At 71.8% G+C, this 14227-nt stretch carries 16 protein-coding genes; 5 read left to right on the top strand and 11 right to left on the bottom strand.

Features of this window, described 5'->3' with window-relative positions; genetic code table 11:
* Positions 1–149: 149 nt before the first annotated feature.
* The 4 genes from ABZU74_RS19490 to ABZU74_RS19505 all read right to left on the bottom strand — a co-directional run bounded on the left by ABZU74_RS19490 (position 150) and on the right by ABZU74_RS19505 (position 4685).
* The gene (locus ABZU74_RS19490; protein WP_355425553.1) at positions 150–1544 is read right to left on the bottom strand and encodes an MFS transporter; all 1395 of its coding nucleotides are present in this window, start codon (positions 1542–1544) and stop codon (positions 150–152) included.
* Between the two features lie 17 nt (positions 1545–1561).
* Positions 1562–2329, bottom strand: coding sequence for a glycerophosphodiester phosphodiesterase (locus tag ABZU74_RS19495; RefSeq protein WP_355425556.1), 768 nt, complete (start codon positions 2327–2329; stop codon positions 1562–1564).
* A 52-nt stretch (positions 2330–2381) separates the two neighbouring features.
* On the bottom strand, positions 2382–3509 hold the full coding sequence (locus ABZU74_RS19500; RefSeq protein WP_355425559.1) for an NYN domain-containing protein: 1128 nt from the start codon (positions 3507–3509) through the stop codon (positions 2382–2384).
* Positions 3510–3920: 411 nt separating this feature from the next.
* A complete protein-coding gene (locus tag ABZU74_RS19505; protein WP_355425561.1) occupies positions 3921–4685 on the bottom strand; it encodes a lysophospholipid acyltransferase family protein in 765 nt (254 codons plus the stop codon).
* A gap of 161 nt (positions 4686–4846) precedes the next feature.
* Here ABZU74_RS19505 and ABZU74_RS19510 point away from each other — a divergent pair, with 161 nt between their 5' ends.
* The 3 genes from ABZU74_RS19510 (at position 4847) to ABZU74_RS19520 (ending at position 8563) form a co-directional block, all read left to right on the top strand.
* Positions 4847–6259, top strand: a complete 1413-nt coding sequence (locus ABZU74_RS19510) for a cytochrome ubiquinol oxidase subunit I (RefSeq protein WP_355425564.1) — start codon at positions 4847–4849, stop codon at positions 6257–6259.
* Between the two features lie 15 nt (positions 6260–6274).
* A complete protein-coding gene (gene cydB / locus ABZU74_RS19515; protein ID WP_355425566.1) occupies positions 6275–7273 on the top strand; it encodes a cytochrome d ubiquinol oxidase subunit II in 999 nt (332 codons plus the stop codon).
* A 93-nt stretch (positions 7274–7366) separates the two neighbouring features.
* Positions 7367–8563 (top strand): GNAT family N-acetyltransferase, encoded by a 1197-nt coding sequence (locus ABZU74_RS19520; RefSeq protein ID WP_355425569.1) that lies wholly within the window; start codon positions 7367–7369, stop codon positions 8561–8563.
* A 61-nt stretch (positions 8564–8624) separates the two neighbouring features.
* Here the strand turns inward: ABZU74_RS19520 and ABZU74_RS19525 are convergent, their stop codons facing one another.
* Positions 8625–9059 (bottom strand): hypothetical protein, encoded by a 435-nt coding sequence (locus ABZU74_RS19525; RefSeq protein ID WP_355425572.1) that lies wholly within the window; start codon positions 9057–9059, stop codon positions 8625–8627.
* Positions 9060–9156: 97 nt separating this feature from the next.
* Here ABZU74_RS19525 and ABZU74_RS19530 point away from each other — a divergent pair, with 97 nt between their 5' ends.
* Entirely contained in the window at positions 9157–9609 is a 453-nt protein-coding gene (locus ABZU74_RS19530; protein ID WP_355425574.1) for a MarR family winged helix-turn-helix transcriptional regulator, read from the top strand.
* A gap of 6 nt (positions 9610–9615) precedes the next feature.
* Here the strand turns inward: ABZU74_RS19530 and ABZU74_RS19535 are convergent, their stop codons facing one another.
* From ABZU74_RS19535 to ABZU74_RS19550, 4 genes are all read right to left on the bottom strand, one after another.
* Positions 9616–10302 (bottom strand): hypothetical protein, encoded by a 687-nt coding sequence (locus ABZU74_RS19535; RefSeq protein WP_355425577.1) that lies wholly within the window; start codon positions 10300–10302, stop codon positions 9616–9618.
* A gap of 84 nt (positions 10303–10386) precedes the next feature.
* Entirely contained in the window at positions 10387–10848 is a 462-nt protein-coding gene (locus ABZU74_RS19540) for a peroxiredoxin (protein WP_355425580.1), read from the bottom strand.
* Positions 10849–10893: 45 nt separating this feature from the next.
* A complete protein-coding gene (locus ABZU74_RS19545) occupies positions 10894–11148 on the bottom strand; it encodes a hypothetical protein (protein ID WP_355425582.1) in 255 nt (84 codons plus the stop codon).
* The gene (locus tag ABZU74_RS19550; protein WP_355425585.1) at positions 11145–11714 is read right to left on the bottom strand and encodes a patatin-like phospholipase family protein; all 570 of its coding nucleotides are present in this window, start codon (positions 11712–11714) and stop codon (positions 11145–11147) included. The genes ABZU74_RS19545 and ABZU74_RS19550 overlap by 4 nt, the downstream gene beginning before the upstream one ends.
* 88 nt (positions 11715–11802) lie before the next feature.
* Here ABZU74_RS19550 and ABZU74_RS19555 point away from each other — a divergent pair, with 88 nt between their 5' ends.
* Positions 11803–12531: an SDR family oxidoreductase gene (locus tag ABZU74_RS19555; RefSeq protein ID WP_355425588.1), complete on the top strand. Its 729-nt coding sequence runs from the start codon at positions 11803–11805 to the stop codon at positions 12529–12531.
* A gap of 37 nt (positions 12532–12568) precedes the next feature.
* On the opposite strand, the gene ABZU74_RS19560 is transcribed toward ABZU74_RS19555, so the two are convergent.
* Both ABZU74_RS19560 and ABZU74_RS19565 read right to left on the bottom strand, forming a co-directional pair.
* Complete coding sequence (locus ABZU74_RS19560) at positions 12569–12694, bottom strand: hypothetical protein (RefSeq protein WP_256443348.1); 126 nt, start codon at positions 12692–12694, stop codon at positions 12569–12571.
* Entirely contained in the window at positions 12691–14121 is a 1431-nt protein-coding gene (locus ABZU74_RS19565) for an OFA family MFS transporter (protein WP_355425590.1), read from the bottom strand. Before ABZU74_RS19565 ends, ABZU74_RS19560 begins: the two co-directional genes overlap by 4 nt.
* Between the last annotated feature and the right edge of the window lie 106 nt (positions 14122–14227).

Raw genomic sequence — 14227 nt, forward strand, 5'->3', positions numbered from 1 at the left:
GAGCCCACGCGCGGCCGCGCACCCGGCCGGGGCGTGTGGCTGGCCAGGGAACGGGTGGGCCAGGCAGGTCGGTGCGGCGGCGTCGTCAGTCACGGTCGGGCAGCCTAGCCCATTGACCGGCCCGGATCGGTCGGGCGCGGGACCCGTGCTCAGAGCACCCGGGGTGGCGTGTTGCCCGCGGCCACGATGGCACGGCGGATCGGCACGGCGGCGAGGAGCAGGAACCCGACCACGAAGAAGATCAGCAGTGAGACCAGGCCCACCCGGTACGAGGCGGTGACTTGGAACACCAGGCCGAAGGCGAGCGGGCCGAGCCAGCTGGTGCCCTTGTCGCTGATCTCGTAGAAGCCGTAGTACTCGCCTTCCTTTCCGGCCGGGATGAGCTGGCTGAACAGCGACCGGCTCAGCGCCTGACTGCCGCCGAGGACCAGGCCGATGGCCGCGCCGAGGACCATGAACGGCACCGGCGCCTCGGCCGGCAGCCGGAACGCGCCGATGATCACACCGGTCCAGAGCACCAGGCTGAGCAGCACGGTCTTCCAGGCGCCGATGCGCCGGGCCAACGCGCCGAGGCTCAACGCGCCCCCGAAGGCGAGGAACTGCACCAGCAGGATGGTGATGATCAGGGTGCTCTGCTCCAGGCGCAGCTCCTCGGTGCCGTACTGGCTGGCCAGCGTGATGACGGTCTGGATGCCGTCGTTGTAGACCAGGAACGCCAGCAGGAAGAACAGCGTCAGCGGGTACGCCTTGATCTGGCGCAGGGTGCGGCCCAACTGCCGGAATCCGTCGGTGAGCACGTTGCCCTGCCGGGCCAGCGCCGCCGCCGCGCTGGGGCGTTCCCGCAGCCAGCGCAGCGGCACCAGGGTGAACACCGCCCACCACACCCCGGCGGAGACGATCGACCAGCGGGCCAGGTCGAGGGTGCGCTGCGGGTTGTCGTCCTCGCTGAACAGGGTGACCGCGACCAGGTTGAACGCCAGCAGCAGGCCGCCGCCCAGGTAGCCCAGCGCCCAGCCGCGGCTGGAGATGCCGTCGCGTTCGTCCGGGCCGCCGAGCTGCGGCAGGAACGAGTTGTAGACCACCAGGGCCGCGCCGAAGGAGATGTTGGCGACCAGGAAGAGCGCCCCGCCGAGCAGGTAGCGGTCGCCGGTGACGAAGATCATCGCGACGGTTGCGCCGGCGCCGGTGAACGCGGCGCCGCCGAGCAGCCGCTTCTTGTGCGCCGACCGATCGGCGATCGCCCCGATCACCGGCAGCACGAACACGGTGAGGAACACCGACAGCGAGATCAGGTACGGGTAGTAGGACCCGGCCGCCACCCGGATGCCCAGCGGGTAGACGTACCCGTCGCAGGTGTCCGCGCCCAGTTCGCACCCGGCGGCCAGCTCGGCGACGGTGGTGATGAACGGGCCGAGGAACACCGTGATGACAGTGGTCTGGAACGCGGAGTTCGCCCAGTCGTAGATGTACCAGCCGCGCCGCTCCCGGCGAGTGCTCGCCGGAGGCGGGGTGTCGTCCACCGTGGGGGTCACGGTCTCGGCCATCGGGGGTCCTTCGACGCTCAGGCGGCCCAGTGGCCGCGGCTGCGGTAGACGTCGCGCAGCACGCCGACGTGATCGGTCATGATGCCATCCACGCCGCGATCCAGTAACTCGTGCATCTGGGCTGGTTCGTCGATCGTCCAGACGTGCACCTGCAGGCCGATGCGGTGGCAGTAGTCGAGGAACCGGCGGTCCACCACCGGCACCCGCCCGTAGCGCGGCGGCACCTGCGCGGCGACCACCGACGGCGGCAGCCGCAGCGGACGCCCGTGCAGGGAGGCCAGCCGCAGCCGGGCGACGCCGCGCATGCCCAGGCTGGTGGCGACCCGTCCCTCGGTGAGCGCGCGCAGCCGGGTCAGCCGGGCGTCGCTGAACGAGGCGAGCAGCACGCGGTCGCCGGCGCCGGCCCGGATCACTGTCGCGACCGTCGGCTCGACGCCGCCGTCGGCCTTCACGTCGATGTTGAAGCGAACCTGCGGCCACGCCCCCAACACCTCGTCGAGCCGGGGTACGACGGCAGCGCCGCCGACCCGTACCGAGGCGAGGTCGGCCCAGCTCATCTCGGCGATGCGCCCCGGCTCGCCGGTGACCCGCAGCAGCGTTGGATCGTGGAAGATCACCGCCACGCCGTCCGAGGTGGCGTGCACGTCGGTCTCCACGTACCGGTAGCCGAGCCCGATGGCCCGGGCGAACGCCTCGGTGGTGTTCTCGTCGCCCTCGCCCGCGCCGCCGCGGTGGGCGAACGCCAGCGGCGCGGGCGCGTCGAGGTAGCCGAATCGGGTCAACACGCGACGCAGTATGACCGCCGTCGGTGGCGCGTGGGTGGCCTGCCGGCGAAGATCATGCGGGTGGCGCCGGTGCACCGCTGGGTTCGTGGCGCACCGGCCGTTCGTCGACCGACGGTTGCGCTTCCGGCGCCGGTTGGTGGCCCCGAGCGCAGTGGCGGCAGGCACCGCGCCGGCGCAGGTGGTAGGCGATCGTGGCGGCGCCAAGCGCCACCCCCCACACCGGCCAGAAGAGGCTCGGGACGTACAGGGCCCAGGTGCCCCGGGCTTCGTCTGTCCAGAGGAGCATCAGGCCAGCCGGGATGATGGCCACAGCGACGATCGACGCCGGGATGATGGCGAGGGCGGGCGGAACCCGTTTGCCGGCCTTGAACCGGATCCAGCGGGGGTAGACCTCTCCCCATCGGGCCACCAGACCCTGGGTCAGCACACCGCCCAGCGCCGACGCGACCGCGCAGCCCAGCCCGACCTCCAGCATCCCCGGCGTGTCCTGCATCATCCGCAGGAAGTCCCGGCTGATGCCGAGCGGGAAGCCGAGGTACCAGGCGATCCGGGTGACCTCGTAGGGCAGTGGCGCCAGGCAGGCGACAGCGACGGCCCACCTGCCCCAGCGCAGCAGTGTCTGCCGGGAGGGGCCGTGACGGCGGCCGCAGTGCGCGCAGGCGCCCCGGATCCGCCGCCGGTAGGCGAGGGTGGCGGCGGCCCAGAGCAGACCGCCGACGAACACGATGATCAGGTTGGTCCGGTGCCAGTACAGGATGTCACCGAGAGCGCCCTGGTCGCCCGGCACGCCGGTGAAGGCGAAGACCAGCAGCAGCGGCGCGAACGCCACCAGGACAATCAGGGTGTAGTCCGGGACGAGCAGGGTCAACCCGACCGCCATCGCCCATCCGAAGACCACCAGCGCCACCGACCGGCGACCGGGCCGGGCGCGCCGGGTCATCAACCACGCGACGACCGCACCGAGCAGCCCGAGCGCGGCGATGATCGGGGCGAGGACCTCAGTGCGGCTGCCTTCCAGGATCGACCCCGACGCGTGTGCCGGGTCGACCGGCGCGAACGGGAACCCGCCGCCACCGACCGTCCAGTACAGACCCAACCCGCCGTAGAGCAGCGAGAGGCCCGCGGCCGCGTAACCGGACCAGGTCGGCCAGTGCCCCCACCAGAGCCGCAGGGTGCTCATGACCCGGCCCGGTGTCCGGCACCGGTTCGGTTCTGCCCGGCGCTGTGCACCACGTATCCGCCGGCCAGAACCGGGTACCGGGGCTTCGACCGGCCGGCTGCGGTGGTCCTGTTCTCCGACCCTTGCGCCGAGGCCGCCGGGGGCCCCGCCGCGACCACCACGGCCGCCACTGCCCCCACCGCCGTTACCCGCGAACCAGAGATGAACATGTCACTCCCTTGAGCGATGGCCTGCTGACGTGTCCAGCATCGCCACCGATCGAAGTGACCTCATCCCTCCACCGAGGCAGCCACGCCCCCCGACCAGGGGACCGGCCGCCCTCACCGCGCGATCTTGCAGTTTCTGTCGCCGAAACACGCGGAAATGCCCTCTGCGCCGGACGGTAACTGCAAGATCGCGGGAGGGTCCGGGTCAGCTCGACCGGCGGTGAACCCGGGTGAGGTCGACGGGGCGGCCGGGGTCGACGTGGCGGGGCAGGTCCGGCTCGTCGGGGCGCAGCGGGGCGAGGGTGTCGGTGAGCGCGTCGATGATCCGGTCGGTGGCCCGGCGCGGCCCGCCGGGGTTGGCGCCCGCCGTCTCACCCAGGTCGACGGGCGTGCCGAAGTGCACCCGAATCACCGGTCGGCGCCACAGCGAGCGGGCGATGCCGCGCAGCATTCCGCGGGGCGCCTGGTAGGGCAGCACCTCGTGCGAGCCCCACTGGGCGACCGGGACGACCGGGGCGCCGCAGGTCAGGGCGAGTCGGGCCGCGCCGGTCTTGCCGCGTTCGGGCCACAGGCCGGGGTCCAGGCCGATGCGCCCCTCGGGGTAGATGAGGATCACCGAGCCGCGTGCGACGGCCGTGGCGGCGTCGTCGAGAGCCCGGTGTACGGCGCTGGTGCCCCGGTCGACCCGGATGTGCCCGGCGTGGCGCATGGCGGCGCCGAACACCGGGACGCGGAACAGTCCGGCGGTCGCCATGATCCGCGGGGCGACGCCACGGGTCTGGCAGGCGGCGGCCATGACCACCGGGTCGAACGGGCTGATGTGGTTGGCGGCAAGCACCAGCGGGCCGCGACGCAGGTGTGCCGGGACGTCGCCGGTGACCTCGAGGCGGGCGAGCAGGCCGACCAGCCCCCGGGCCAGCAGGAGGGCGGCGCGCCAGATCAGCGGCGGCTGCCAGGTGGAGGTGTTCATCAGCGCGCCATCGTCGCACGCGGCGGCGGGGCCGCGAGGGCGGGTCGGGTGATCAGGGTCATTGGTCCCGGGCCGTTTCGGGCCACCCGGCCCTGCTCTTTTCTCTACGACGAGCAGTAGTATTTACTACGTCTCGTAGTACGTATGGCTGGGGGTTTCAGGTGGACGCGTTGGACGTTGCCCGCTGGCAGTTCGGTGTCACCACCGTCTACCACTTTCTCTTCGTGCCGCTGACCATCGGCCTCTCCGTGCTGGTGGCCATCCTGCAGACGATGTGGCACCGCACCGGCAACGAGCGGTACCTCAAGCTCACCAAGTTCTACGGCAAGCTGTTCCTGATCAACTTTGCCATGGGTGTGGTCACCGGCATCGTGCAGGAGTTCCAGTTCGGCATGAACTGGAGCGACTACTCCCGCTTCGTCGGCGACATCTTCGGTGCACCGCTGGCCATCGAGGCGCTTGTCGCGTTCTTCCTCGAATCCACCTTCATCGGCCTGTGGATCTTCGGCTGGGACCGACTGCCCAAGCGGGCGCACCTGGCGAGCATCTGGGCCGCCGCGATCGGCACCAACCTGTCCGCGTACTTCATCCTCGCGGCGAACTCGTTCATGCAGAACCCGGTCGGCTACCGGATCAACCCTGACAGCGGACGCGCCGAGTTGACCGACTTCCCGGCGGTGCTGACCAACAAGGTCGCCCTGATCACCTTCCCGCACACCCTGGCCGGCTCGTTCCTGGTCGCCGGGTCGCTGATCGTCGCGGTCGGCCTGTGGCACGTTATCCGCAACCGCGACTCCGCCGACACCGGCGCGTACCGCTTCGCCACCAAGTTCGGCTCCTGGGTGGTCCTGGTCGCCTCCGCCGCAGTGCTGTTCACCGGCGACATCCAGGGCAAGATCATGACGGACGTGCAGCCGATGAAGATGGCCGCCGCCGAGGGCCTCTACACCACCGAGAGCCCCGCCTCGTTCTCCGTGCTGACCATCGGCAGCCTGGACGGCAGCCGCGAGGTGTTCGCCCTCAAGATCCCGTACCTGCTGTCGTACCTGGGCACCGGCGACCCGAACGGCACTGTGCACGGCATCAACGACCTGCAGGCCCAGTACGCCACCCAGTACGGCGCGGGCAGCTACACCCCGATCATCCCGGTCACCTACTGGAGCTTCCGCTTCATGATCGCCTTCGGGATGGCGGCCGGCGCGATCGCCCTGCTGGTGCTCTGGAGCCAGCGCAAGGGTCGCACCCCGAGCAGCAAGTGGCTGCTGCGCGCCGGGCTGGCCATGCCGGTGCTGCCGTTGCTGGCCAACTCCTTCGGCTGGATCTTCACCGAGATGGGTCGCCAGCCGTGGATCGTCTTCGGCGAGATGCTCACCCGCAACGGGGTGTCCCGCAGCGTGTCGCTGGCCGAGGTGCTCACCTCGTTCACCGCCTTCACGCTGGTCTACGCCACCCTCGCCGTGATCGAGGTCAAGCTGCTGCTGCGATACGCCAAGGCCGGCGTGCCGGACGTCAGCGAGCAACCCCCCACCGACGACACCGACGACGCCGAGCGCCCGCTCGCCTTCGCCTACTGATCACCGGAGCCTGCCGTGGACCTCACCACCATCTGGTTTCTCCTCATCGCCGTACTCTTCACCGGGTATTTCGTCCTGGAGGGCTTCGACTTCGGCGTCGGCATGCTGCTGCCCGTGCTCGGCCGCGACGACCGGGAACGCCGGGTCCTGATCAACACCATCGGCCCGGTCTGGGATGGCAACGAGGTCTGGCTGATCACCGCCGGTGGCGCGATGTTCGCCGCGTTCCCGGAGTGGTACGCCACCCTGTTCTCCGGCTTCTACCTTCCGCTGCTGCTGATCCTGTTGGCCCTGATCATCCGGGGGGTCGCCTTCGAATACCGGCACAAGCGCCCCGAGGCGTCCTGGAAGCGCCGCTGGGACACCGCCATCTTCGTCGGCTCGCTGCTGCCGGCGATCCTGTGGGGCGTCGCCTTCGCCAACATCCTGCGTGGCGTGCCACTGGACGCCGACCACGAGTACGTCGGCGGCCTGCTGGACCTGCTCAACCCGTACGCCCTGCTGGGTGGCGCGACCACCCTCGCGCTGTTCCTCACCCACGGCGCGGTGTTCCTCGCCCTGAAGACCACCGGTGACATCCGCGAGCGCGCGGGCGCCCTCGCGGTGCGCCTCGGTGTGGGCGCCGCCGTCCTCGCGGTCGGGTTCCTGACCTGGACGCTGAGCATCCGCTCCAGCGCGGCCGCCGTCGTGCTCGCCGTCGGCGCGGCCCTCGCCCTGCTCGGTGGGCTGGCCGCCGCCCGGGTACGCCGGGAGGGCTGGGCGTTCACCGGCACCGCTGTGGCGATCGGCCTGGCCGTGGCGACCCTGTTCGCCGCGCTGTTCCCGAACGTGCTGCCCTCCACCCTGGATGCCGCAGGCACGCTGACGGCCACCAACGCCGCCTCCACCCCGTACACCCTGAAGATCATGACCTGGGTGGCGGTGATCTTCACTCCGGTGGTGCTGGCCTACCAGGGGTGGACGTACTGGGTGTTCCGCAAGCGCATCGGCGTGGCCAACATCCCGCAGCACTGACCGGCGAGGAGGGGCCGCTGGCGACCGCGGCTCGGCCTCGCCCCCGCCAGAAAATCGGCGGTCAGCGGGGACCCGTGCCGCTAGGTTGTCCCGATGCCCGCCACTGTGCACGTACGTGAGCTCACCACCGACGACCTCGACGCCGCCTGGGAGTTGGGCCGATTAGCCTTCGGCGGCGGCAACCAGGAGCGTCCCGCCAGCACGAGCGTCGAGGTGCCCGGCATGACCCGCTACGGCGCGTTCGACGGCAGCGGTCGGCTCGTCGGCAAGGCCGTCGACCTGGACCACGACCAGTGGTGGTCCGGACGGGCGGTCCCGGCGGCCGACGTCGCCGGGGTGGCGGTCGCCCCCGAGGCCCGGGGCCGGGGCGTGGCCCGCGCCCTGCTCACCGCCCTGCTGGCCGGCGCCCACGAACGCGGCGCGGCGGTCAGCGCCCTGTACCCGACCGTCGCCGCCCCCTACCGCGCCTGCGGCTGGGAGGCCGCCGGGGTGCTGCGCACCGTCAACCTGGCCACCGCCGCGCTGCCCCGGCACCGGCCCGCCGCGCACCTGACCGTACGGGCCGGCACGCCCGCCGACCTGGCCGCCGTCGCCGACCTGTACGAGCGGGTCACCCGGCACCGCAACGGCATGCTGACGCGCCGGGGGAAGCTGTACGACTACTTCAACGCCAAGGGGGACCTGCCCGGCGACGGTGTCACCCTCGTCGAGACCGACGGCGACCTGGTCGGCTACGCCACCTGGCAGCGAGGCCGGGGCTACGGCGCCGACTCGGTGCTCACCGTCGACGAGGTCCTGGCCGTCACCGCCGACGCCGCCCGGGAACTCGTCGGCGTGCTGGGCAGTTGGGCCAGCGTCGCACCGACCCTGCGGCTATGCCCGCTCGACGGCGACGCCGTCAGCGCCCACCTGCCGCTGGAGGCGGCCCGCGACCACGAGCGGGACCTGTGGATGCACCGGCCGGTGGACGTGGCCCGGGCGGTGAGCGCCCGTGGCTGGCCCGTCCACGCCCGGGGCGCCGTCGACTTTCACCTCACCGACCCGCTCGCCGACTGGAACACCGGCGCCTGGCGGTTGGCTGTCGCCGACGGCGCCGCCGAGCTGACCCGGATCAGCGGCGAGCCGGACCTGCGGCTCGACGTGCGCGGTTTCGCGCTGCTGTACGCCGGGGCGGCGCACGCCCGCTCGGTCGCGCAGGCCGGCCTGCTGCGCCACGGCGCCGGTGTCGACCCGGCGGCCCTGGACCTGTTGGGCGTCGGAGGTCCGGCGCAGTTGCTCGACTACTTCTGACCGGCCCGTCCTCGCGCGGGCCGGCAGGACCGGGGTCGCGTCCCGGTCGGGCTCGTGCCCGTCAGGACGCGGCCAGCTCGGCGTTCGCGCGCTGGGTGACCAGGGTGAGCACCCGGGCGGCGGCGTCGGCCTCGTCGGCCGGGATGCCCGCGTACAGCCGGGCGGTGATGCCCGCGACGGCGTCGGCGACGCGGGCCTGCGTGACGTGACCGGTGTCGGTGAGCCGCAGCCGCGGCGCAGGGCCGTCGACCTGGGCGAGATCGGCGTCGACGAGGGCGTCGATCACCGCGCGCACGGCCGGTTCGTCGACCTTGAGGGTGCTGGTCATCCGGTGCACGAGCTGGGCGCGCTCGACGGGGCCGGCGGCGAGGGCGTTGAGGGCGACCACCTGGCCGAAGCTGAGGCCGAGCGGACCGGTGGCCCGTTCGAGCAGGGCCCGGGTGGCGTAGTGGGCCTGGCCGATGACCTGGCCGTTGAGGGTGGGGACGGTGGACATGATGCCTCCTTCAATGCGTTGGCCGAGCCAACGTTGGTCGAACCAACGTAACACCCGATCGTGGGTCGCGCCAACGATTCCTGGTAGGCTGCGACCCATGGATCACGCGGCCCCGCAGTCACCCGCCGGGCTCAGCACCACCCCGAGCTGGCTGCTCAACCAGACCGCCAGCCACGCCGCCCGCCTGCTCAGCGAAGGCTTCGCCACGCACGACCTACGCGGCTACCACTACCGGCTGCTCGCCACCCTGGCCGAGGACGGGCCGGCGAGCCAGGCCGACCTCGGCCGGCGCTGCGGCATCGACCGCAGCGACGTGGTGGCCGCCATCAACGACCTGGCCGGCCGGGGGCTCGTGGTGCGTGCCCCCGACCCGGCCGATCGCCGCCGCAACGTCATCAGCGTCACCGACGCCGGGGTCGACGAGGCGCGCCGGATGGGCGCGACCGTCGAGCGCGTCCAAGCCGACCTGCTCGCCCCGCTGTCCACCACCGAACGCGAGCAGCTGACCCGACTGCTCACCCGGCTGCTGCACCACCACAGCCGACACTGACCCGCCTCAGCGGGCCTCGCGCAGCTCCGCCAGCCGGGCCTCGATCTCGGCCAGCTCGGCGCGCAGCTTCTCGGCCTGCTGCTCCGCCTCGGCCCGTTCGGTGCCGAGGATCTGCTCCACCGCCTCCTGCACCCCCGGCACGTCGACAAGGGCCACCATCTTCAACGCCTCCGCCGGCTTCACCACGTACGGCTTCGCGAGGGCCTTGCTGCCCTGCTGCGCGGCGACGGTCCACTCACCGTCGGCGTACGCCAGGGTCACGGTGAGACCCGCGGGGCCCTTCGGCTTGACGGCCTTGACCGCCCGCCGCGCCGGCGGCTTCTCCGTCTGCTCCACCTTCGGCTCCTCCTGTCGCTGCGCGGGCACCCGCGGCGTGTCCAACACGAACTCCGGCGCGGGCACGGCGGGCGAAGCCTCCGGCTCGGGCTCCGGCTTCGGCTCCACCACCCGACGGCCCACGCCCTTGGGCGCCACGGCCAGGTCGGCGGGGGAGAACGGCAGCTCGTCGCGACCGAAGCGCACCACCACGAACTCGTCGGACACCTCCGGGTCGGTCAGCTCGATCACCTGACCGACCTGACCGGCGATCTGCCCGGCCGACGCGGTGAACACCACCCGTGGTTTACGCCCGGCCGCCAACGACTCCCGGATGCTCTGCACCTCGCTAGTGGACAAACCCTGGCCGGCATCCATCACAACCCTCTTCCGTACACCTGTTTGATTGCTGTCTTGATACCAGCCGGCTGCGACACCCGCCGCACGGGGCTCACACCCCGCTCAGCCGCCCAGCGCCCGCAGCGCCCGGTCCGCGTGGTCGTTCATGCTGACCTCGCTGTGGATCACCTCGATGACCCGCCGGTCGGTGCCGATCACGAACGTCATCCGCTTCATGCTCAACGGCCCCAACGGCACCCGCCGCTTGACCCCGAACTGCTGCGCCACCGCGCCGTCGGCGTCCGACAGCAGCGGATAGTCGAAGCCGTGCAGCTTCGAGAACTCGGCCTGCTTCGCCACCGGGTCCCGACTGATGCCCACCCGCGACGCGCCCAGTGCCGTGAACTCCGCCGCGAGGTCACGGAAGTGGCAGCTCTCCGCCGTGCACCCCCGGGTCATCGCCGCCGGGTAGAAGAACAGCACCACCGGCCCGCCCGCCAGGAACTCCGACAGCCGCCGCGGCGTGCCCGTCTCGTCCGGCAGCTCGAAATCCTGCACCACGTCGCCGACACCCACACCCGCCACCGCGCACCTCCGTCGTCTGATCGACCGCGCGGTGAGCGTAAGGGATCACGCCCAGAGCGCTCCCACCTCGTCGGCCTGGGCCCGCCCGGCCCGCGCCGCGCCCGCCCGCCGCGCCGGGTCCAGCACGTTGCGGCCGATCGCGGTACGCGCCGCCGCGTCCGGCGTCACCAGCACCACCCGCGACCCGGCCGCCCGCAACGCGTCCAGTTGCGCCGACAGCCGCGGCATCGGCCCGAACGCCGCCGACGTCGGCGCGAGCACCAGCACCCTGCGCGCGTCCGCCGCCAGGTCCGCGTTCACCGTCGAGCGCATCCCACCGTCGACGAAGCGGCGTGCGCCGATCTCACCGGCGGCCACACCCCGGGCACCGCGCAGCTCGCGCCGACGGCGTCCACCAGGGACACCCCGCTGTCGCGGTCGAACACCACGAACTCACCGGACGACGCGTCCACCGCCGTGATCAGCAGCCGCCGCCGCGGCCACTCCCGCTCCGGCAGCCGGGCCTCGATCACCGCCCGTCGCGACGCCTCCGACGGGGTACGCGCCGCCACCGCCATCGCCCCGATCCGCGCCCGTGAACGCGCCGCGTCCCGGGTCCGACCACCGGCCCAGATCAGCCGCACCAACGTCGCAAAGCCCAACCGGGCCGCCAGCTCGGTCGACGGCGACGCCAACTGCTCGGCGTAGAAACGCTCGACGGGCAACCCGGAGCACACCTGCGCGCCGACCACCGAACCCGCCGACGTGCCCACCACCAGGTCCGCCTCGGTGACCGGCACGCCCCGCTCGACCAACCCGGCCAGCAGCCCCAACTCCCAGGCCACCCCGGTCACCCCGCCACCGCCGAGCACCAATGCCCGCTGCATGTGACTCTCCTCTCGACGACCGATCCGCGCCGGTCACGGTAGCGTCGGCACGACCATCGCGCAGCCGTCAGACCACCCGGGAGGCACCGTGGCACCCGTCACCGTCATCACCGGCGGCAGCCGGGGCATCGGCGCGGCCACCGCCCGTCGGCTCGCCGTTGCCGGTCACCACGTCGCCCTGTGCTACCGCCGCGACGAGGCCGCCGCCACCGCCGTCCTGGCCGACCTGCGGGCCGTCGGCGCACAGGCCATCGCGGTACGCGCCGACACCACCGACCCCGAGCAGGTGCGCGCCCTGTTCGACGCGGCCGAGCAGTTGGGCCCGCTCACCGGCCTGGTCAACAATGCCGGCGTCACCAGCCTCATCGGGCCCTTCACCGAGCTGCGCGTCGAGGACCTGCGCCGGGTCGTCGACGTCAACCTCGTCGGCTACGTGCTCTGCGCCCAGCAGGCCGCCCGACGGCTCACCGACGGTGGGGCGATCGTCAACGTCTCGTCGGCGGCTGCGACCCTCGGCAGCCCGGGGGAGTACGTGCACTACGCCGCCGTGAAGGCCGCCACCGACACCCTCACCGTCGGCCTGGCCAAGGAACTCGCCCCGAAGGGCATCCGGGTCAACGCCGTGGCCCCCGGCATCGTGCGCACCGACATCCACGCCGACTCCGGGATGCCCGACCGCGCCGACTCCGCCGTCGGTCGCATCCCGCTGGGCCGCGCCGGCGAACCCGAGGAGATCGCCGCCGCCATCGCCTGGCTGCTCGGCCCGGACGCCTCGTACGCCACCGGGACCGTGCTGCGCGTCTCCGGCGGTCTCTGACCACGCGTACTCGCGGTCGGAGACCGCCGGATCCGGCTCAGTGGGTGAACAGCTTCGCCGCGGTGATGACGGTTTGCGCCACCCCGTAGCCGAGCAGCGCCGCCACCACCAACCAGGAGATCCACAACCGGGCCTGCTGCCCGGGTCGGCTGTCCTCACTCATCGCGTACCACTCCTCTGCGCCGTCGCTTCCTCGTTCCGCTCCCCGTTCTCATCCGCGTTCTGTTTCGCCGGTGGTTCGTGGTAGCGCTGCGGCACCGGCCGCACCAGCAGGTTCGCCACGAAGCCCACAGCCAGCACCCCCACCATCGTGAACAGCGCTGGACGGTACGCCGCGGCCGTCAGCGAGCCCGGCTCACCCTGCGCGTCGAGGAACCCGTTGACGATCAGTGGACCGGCGATCCCCGCCGCCGACCAGGCGGTCAGCAGCCGACCGTGGATCGCACCGACCTGGAAGGTGCCGAACAGGTCCCGCAGGTACGCCGGCACTGTCGCGAACCCACCGCCGTAGAACGACAGGATCACGCAGGCCAACAGCACGAACAGAGCCGTCGAGGTCTGCCCGACGAGCGCCAGCAGCGCGTACAGCACCATGCCGACGCCCAGGTACACCAGGTAGATCGGTTTGCGGCCGATGACGTCCGAGGTGGACGACCACACGAACCGGCCGGCCATGTTGAACAGCGACAGCAGACCCACGAACCCGCCGGCCGCCGCGACGGTCACCGCCGAGGTGCCGTTGTCGCGGAAGAAGTCCTGGATCATCGGGCTGGCCTGTTCCAGGATGCCGATGCCCGCTGTCACGTTGCAGAACAGCACCACCCACAGCAGCCAGAACGAGCGGGTCTTCACCGCGTTCGCCGCCGACACGTTCGCCGTGGTGACCAGGGGTTTCGCCGCCACGCTGGCCGGGTCGAAGCCGACCGGGCGCCAGTCCTGCGCCGGCACCCGCACGTTCGCCACCCCGAACATCATGATCACGAAGTAGCCCAGGCCGAGCGTCACGAACAGCCACACCAGTGCGCTGCCCGACGCGGTCGACCCCGCGTTGGCCGGGTCGTAGCCGGCGTCGTAGAACGACAACAGCTGCCGCGACAGGGGAGAGGCGACCATGGCCCCACCACCGAACCCCATGATCGCCAACCCGGTGGCCAGGCCCGGCCGGTCCGGGAACCACTTGATCAGGGTGGAGACGGGGGAGATGTAGCCGATGCCCAGCCCGATGCCGCCGAGCAGCCCGTAGCCCAGATACAGCAGCCACAGCTGCTTCGTGGCGATGCCCAGCGAACCCACCAGGAAACCGGCCGCCCAGAAGCAGGCCGAGACGAACATGGCCTTCCGCGGCCCGTTCGCCTCCACCCAGGTCCCGGCGACCGCTGCGGACAATCCGAGCATCACGATCGCGATGCTGAAGATCACCCCGATCGCCGTCTGGCTGGTGTCGAAGTGGGCGATCAGCGAGTTCTTGTAGACGCTGGTCGCGTAGACCTGACCGATGCAGAGGTGGATGGCCAACGCCGCCGGGGGAATGAGCCACCGGCTGTAGCCGGGCGGCGCGACGGTGTGCCGACGATCGAGTGCGGAAAGCATGCGTTGCTTCCTCTCCGACGAGGACGAGAAACGTCGCACCCACCGTGCCCACACCACTCGTAAGCGGCAAACCTCACCGTCGCCGGACGGTCGCTCCGCTGAGCTG

The organism is Micromonospora sp. NPDC005171, from assembly GCF_040608575.1.
Lineage (GTDB): Bacteria > Actinomycetota > Actinomycetes > Mycobacteriales > Micromonosporaceae > Micromonospora.

What these genes read in the sequence shown, in the direction of transcription:
- ABZU74_RS19490 (WP_355425553.1), bottom strand. Translation starts at nt 1,544, where the DNA reads ATGGCCGAGACCGTGACCCCCACGGTGGACGACACCCCGCCTCCGGCG.
- ABZU74_RS19500 (WP_355425559.1), bottom strand. Translation starts at nt 3,509, where the DNA reads ATGAGCACCCTGCGGCTCTGGTGGGGGCACTGGCCGACCTGGTCCGGT.
- ABZU74_RS19505 (WP_355425561.1), bottom strand. Translation starts at nt 4,685, where the DNA reads ATGAACACCTCCACCTGGCAGCCGCCGCTGATCTGGCGCGCCGCCCTC.
- ABZU74_RS19520 (WP_355425569.1), top strand. Translation starts at nt 7,367, where the DNA reads ATGCCCGCCACTGTGCACGTACGTGAGCTCACCACCGACGACCTCGAC.
- ABZU74_RS19525 (WP_355425572.1), bottom strand. Translation starts at nt 9,059, where the DNA reads ATGTCCACCGTCCCCACCCTCAACGGCCAGGTCATCGGCCAGGCCCAC.
- ABZU74_RS19530 (WP_355425574.1), top strand. Translation starts at nt 9,157, where the DNA reads ATGGATCACGCGGCCCCGCAGTCACCCGCCGGGCTCAGCACCACCCCG.
- ABZU74_RS19535 (WP_355425577.1), bottom strand. Translation starts at nt 10,302, where the DNA reads ATGGATGCCGGCCAGGGTTTGTCCACTAGCGAGGTGCAGAGCATCCGG.
- ABZU74_RS19550 (WP_355425585.1), bottom strand. Translation starts at nt 11,714, where the DNA reads ATGCAGCGGGCATTGGTGCTCGGCGGTGGCGGGGTGACCGGGGTGGCC.
- ABZU74_RS19560 (WP_256443348.1), bottom strand. Translation starts at nt 12,694, where the DNA reads ATGAGTGAGGACAGCCGACCCGGGCAGCAGGCCCGGTTGTGGATCTCC.
- ABZU74_RS19565 (WP_355425590.1), bottom strand. Translation starts at nt 14,121, where the DNA reads ATGCTTTCCGCACTCGATCGTCGGCACACCGTCGCGCCGCCCGGCTAC.